The sequence below is a fragment of the Microbacterium sp. NPDC055683 genome (assembly GCF_053617895.1).
Genome location: NZ_JBSHGQ010000018.1, coordinates 64,123 through 67,767, shown reverse-complemented (window position 1 = coordinate 67,767; position 3,645 = coordinate 64,123). Strand labels below are relative to the sequence as shown.

Here is a 3,645-nt window from a genome sequence, read left to right as displayed (position 1 = left end):
CGGTCATCCGACCGGGGCCGCTTCACTCCCGAGGCGTCAGCTCCGCGCGCGCTCGCGCGCCCTGTCGCCGTCGTCGGTGCGGATGACCGTGGAGATGGGCGAGGGCCCCTGGCCGTCTGCGGGCAGCTCGGGCAGGTGGGAGAAGTCGGGAGCGTCGTGGTCGTCGGTCATCGTCTTCTCGTTGAACGGAAGCTCCCCGCGCAGCACCTGGCGCGCCTGGTCGCGGTCGAACTCGCGCGTCCACGTGGCGACGACGATCGAGGCGACGGCGTTGCCCGTGAAGTTCGTGAGCGCGCGCGCCTCCGACATGAATCGGTCGATGCCCGTGATGATGCCGACGCCGTCGACGAGGTCGGGGCGGTAGGTCTGCAGGCCGCCCGCGAGGGTCGCGAGGCCCGCGCCCGTCACGCCCGCCGCGCCCTTCGACGCGATGATCATGAACACGAGCAGGCCGATCTGCTCCGACACCGACAGCGGAGTGCCCATCGCGGTCGCGATGAAGAGCGACGCCATCGTGAGGTAGATCGCCGTTCCGTCGAGGTTGAAGGAGTATCCCGTCGGCACCGTGATCCCCGCGACGGGCTTGGAGACGCCGAGGTGCTCCATCTTCGCGATGAGGCGGGGGAGGGCCGACTCCGACGACGACGTGCTGACGATGAGGAGGTACTCGCGGCCGAGGTACTTCATGACCGAGAAGATGTTGATGCGCGCGACGAACCACAGCACGGCGGCGAGGACGACGCCGATGAAGAGGATGCACGTCACGTAGAAGCCGACCATGAGCGTGCCGAGCGCGACGACCGCGCCCCATCCGGTGTCGCCGACGACGCCCGCGATGGCGCCGAACGCGCCGATCGGCGCGACCCAGAGGATCATCGTCAGCACGCGGAACACGACCGCCTGCACGAGGCGGATGCCCTCGAGGACGCGCTCGCCCTTCGCACCCAGCCGCTGCACGGCGAAGCCGACGAGAAGCGCGACGAAGAGCACCTGCAGCACCGACTCGCCCGTGAGCGGCGAGAAGAGGGTCGTCGGGATGATCCCCATGAGGAAGTCGGTGGTCGTCTCCGCCTCGCCCTCGATCTCGTAGCCCGGGTTGCTGAGTGCGAGTCCCTCGCCGGGGTGGATGATGTTGCCGACGACGAGGCCGATGAACAGGGCGAACGTCGACATGACGAGGAAGTAGCCGAGCGCGAGCCCGCCGACCTTCCCGACCGTGGCGGCCTTCGCGATGGAGCCGATGCCGAGCACGATCGTGCAGAAGATGACGGGCGCGATCATCATCTTGATGAGCGCGACGAACGCCTTGCCGATCCACGCGAGCGACGACCCGAAGTCGGGCCAGATGAGGCCGACGGCGATGCCGGCGGCGACCGCGATGATCACCGCGATGTAGAGCCAGTGCTGCTTGTCGATGCCGCGTCGACGCTGCGCGGCCTGTGGCGTCGTTGCCATGGGGTCTCCTCCTTCGGGGCGCCGATCGGGTCGACGCGGGGTCCATCGTGCGCGGGGCGGGAGGGCTGTGCCCTGTTGCGTGCATAGTGTTCGCGGGCGGCGAGGGTCATGGCGCGCCGCCGCCCGACACAATGGGGGGATGGCACGACGCGGCGCCCCGGGTGCGCGTCGCCCGCGGGCGCGACGGCGCAGCGTGGCGGCGCGGGTGCTCGGCGTGCAGTCGGCCGTGCTGCTCGCCGGCGGCGCGATCGTGTTCGCCGCGCTCGCGTGGGATGCGCGCGCGGCGGCCCTCGCGGATGCCGAGGACCAGACGACGTCGCTCGTGCTCACCCTCGCGAGCGAGCCGACGGTCATCGACGATGTGTCGGCGGCACACGACGACCCGGATCGGGAGGCATCGGTCGCCCGGGCGTCGGCGGCGCTGCAGCCGTACGTCGAGCGCATCATCGCGGCGACGGGCGTCGACTACATCACGATCATGGACACCGACCGCACGCGCTACACGCACGCCGACCGTGCGCGCATCGGCGGGGAGTTCCTCGGCAGCATCGCCCCTGCCCTCGACGGAGGGACCTTCACGGAGGTCTACGCGGGGACGCTCGGCCCGTCGCTGCGCGCGGTGACGCCGGTCGAGGCGGATGGCCGCATCGTCGGGCTCGTGTCGGCGGGCGTGACGCTCGACAACGTGACGGGGGCCGTTCTCGTGCGCCTGCAGATCGTGGGACTCGCGACGCTCGCGATCGTCGGGCTGGGAGCGGCTGCCACCATCCTGCTGTTCCGCAGGCTGTACCGGATGACCGACGGAAGGGATCCCGACGAGCTCGCGCGGCTGTTCGCGGCGCACGAGGCGGTGCTGCACTCTCTCGAGGAGGGCCTTGTTCTGGTCGAGCGCCCCGGCCCGGATGGCGCGACGGCGGATGGCGGAGCGCCGGATCGCGGGGGCGCGGGCAGTGCGGATGGCGGGGGTGCGGGCAGTGCGGGCGCGGCAGGCGCGGGTGCGGCCATCCGGCGCCCGGGGCGCGTGGTGCTCGCGAACGACCAGGCCGGCGTGCTGCTCGCGAGCGCGCGGACGCCCCCGTTCGACCTGGACGACCTGGGCGCGTCGGCGCGATCTGCGATCGACGGCCCGGACGACGTCGTGCGGGTCGGCGGGCGCGAGCTTCTCGTGACGCGCTCCGAGGTCGTGGTGTCGGGGAGGAGCGCCGAGATCGTCACCCTGCGCGACCGAACGGAGCTGCGGCGCGTGACGGGGGAGCTGTCATCGGTGCGGACGATCTCGGACGCGCTGCGCGCTCAGGCGCACGAGTTCGACAACCGGCTGCACACGATCGCCTCGCTCATCGAGCTGGGACGCTCAGACGAGGCGCTCGGTTTCGCGGCGGCGGAGCGCGCGGTCGGCCAGCGGCTGGCCGATCGCGTGCTGCACGCCGTGGACGAGCCCGTCATCGCGGCGCTCCTCCTCGGCAAGTCGGCGCAGGCGCACGAGCGCGCCGTCGAGATGCACTTCGAGACGCACCTGCCGCCGGGGACGCAGGGGATCCCACCCGCCGACGTCGTGACCATCCTCGGCAATCTCGTCGACAACGCGATCGAGGCGGCGGCGTCGCGGGCACGGCGGACGGGCGAGACGGGCGCGTGGATCGAGGTGTACCTCGGGGAGGCGGAGGACGGCGGCATCGTGTTCCAGGTGACCGACAGCGGCGACGGGGTCGTCCCGCGCGACCGCGAGCGCGTCTTCGCCCGCGGGTACTCGACGAAGCGCGCGGACGGCCAGGGCCACGGATACGGGCTGGCGCTCGTCCGGCAGACGGTCGAGGGGCTCGGCGGCGGCATCGAGATCACCCGGACCCGCGAGGGCGGCGCCGTGTTCACCGTGACGCTGCCCCGCCCTGCCGTTCTTCCGTCGGCCCGCCCTTCCACTCCTCCGTCCGTCCGCCCGTCCGTCCAGGTCGCAGTTCCCGTCCCGGGGGTGCCGGTTGAGGACGGAAAGTGCGAGCCGGGCGAGGAGGGGTCGGTCGGGGTGGGGGTCGGCTCGTCTCTCGCCCGGGTTGCAGTTCCCGTCCCGGGGGTGCCGGTTGAGGACGGAAAGTGCGAGCCGGGCGAGGAGGGGTCGGTCGGGGTGGGGGTCGGCTCGTCTCTCGCCCGGGTTGCAGTTCCCGTCCCGGGGGTGCCGGTTGAGGACGGAAAGTG

The 3,645-nt window shown here is 72.0% G+C and carries 2 protein-coding genes; one reads left to right on the top strand and one right to left on the bottom strand.

The window, feature by feature from the left end:
- Positions 1-36: 36 nt before the first annotated feature.
- The gene (locus tag ACWGPF_RS08995) at positions 37-1,455 is read right to left on the bottom strand and encodes a cation:dicarboxylate symporter family transporter (protein ID WP_452332498.1); all 1,419 of its coding nucleotides are present in this window, start codon (positions 1,453-1,455) and stop codon (positions 37-39) included.
- 139 nt (positions 1,456-1,594) lie between these two features.
- Here ACWGPF_RS08995 and ACWGPF_RS08990 point away from each other — a divergent pair.
- Positions 1,595-3,645, top strand: a 2,051-nt coding sequence (locus ACWGPF_RS08990) for an ATP-binding protein (RefSeq protein ID WP_452332497.1), incomplete at its 3' end; no start/stop codon positions are given.

What these genes read in the sequence shown, in the direction of transcription:
- ACWGPF_RS08995 (WP_452332498.1), bottom strand. Translation starts at nt 1,455, where the DNA reads ATGGCAACGACGCCACAGGCCGCGCAGCGTCGACGCGGCATCGACAAG.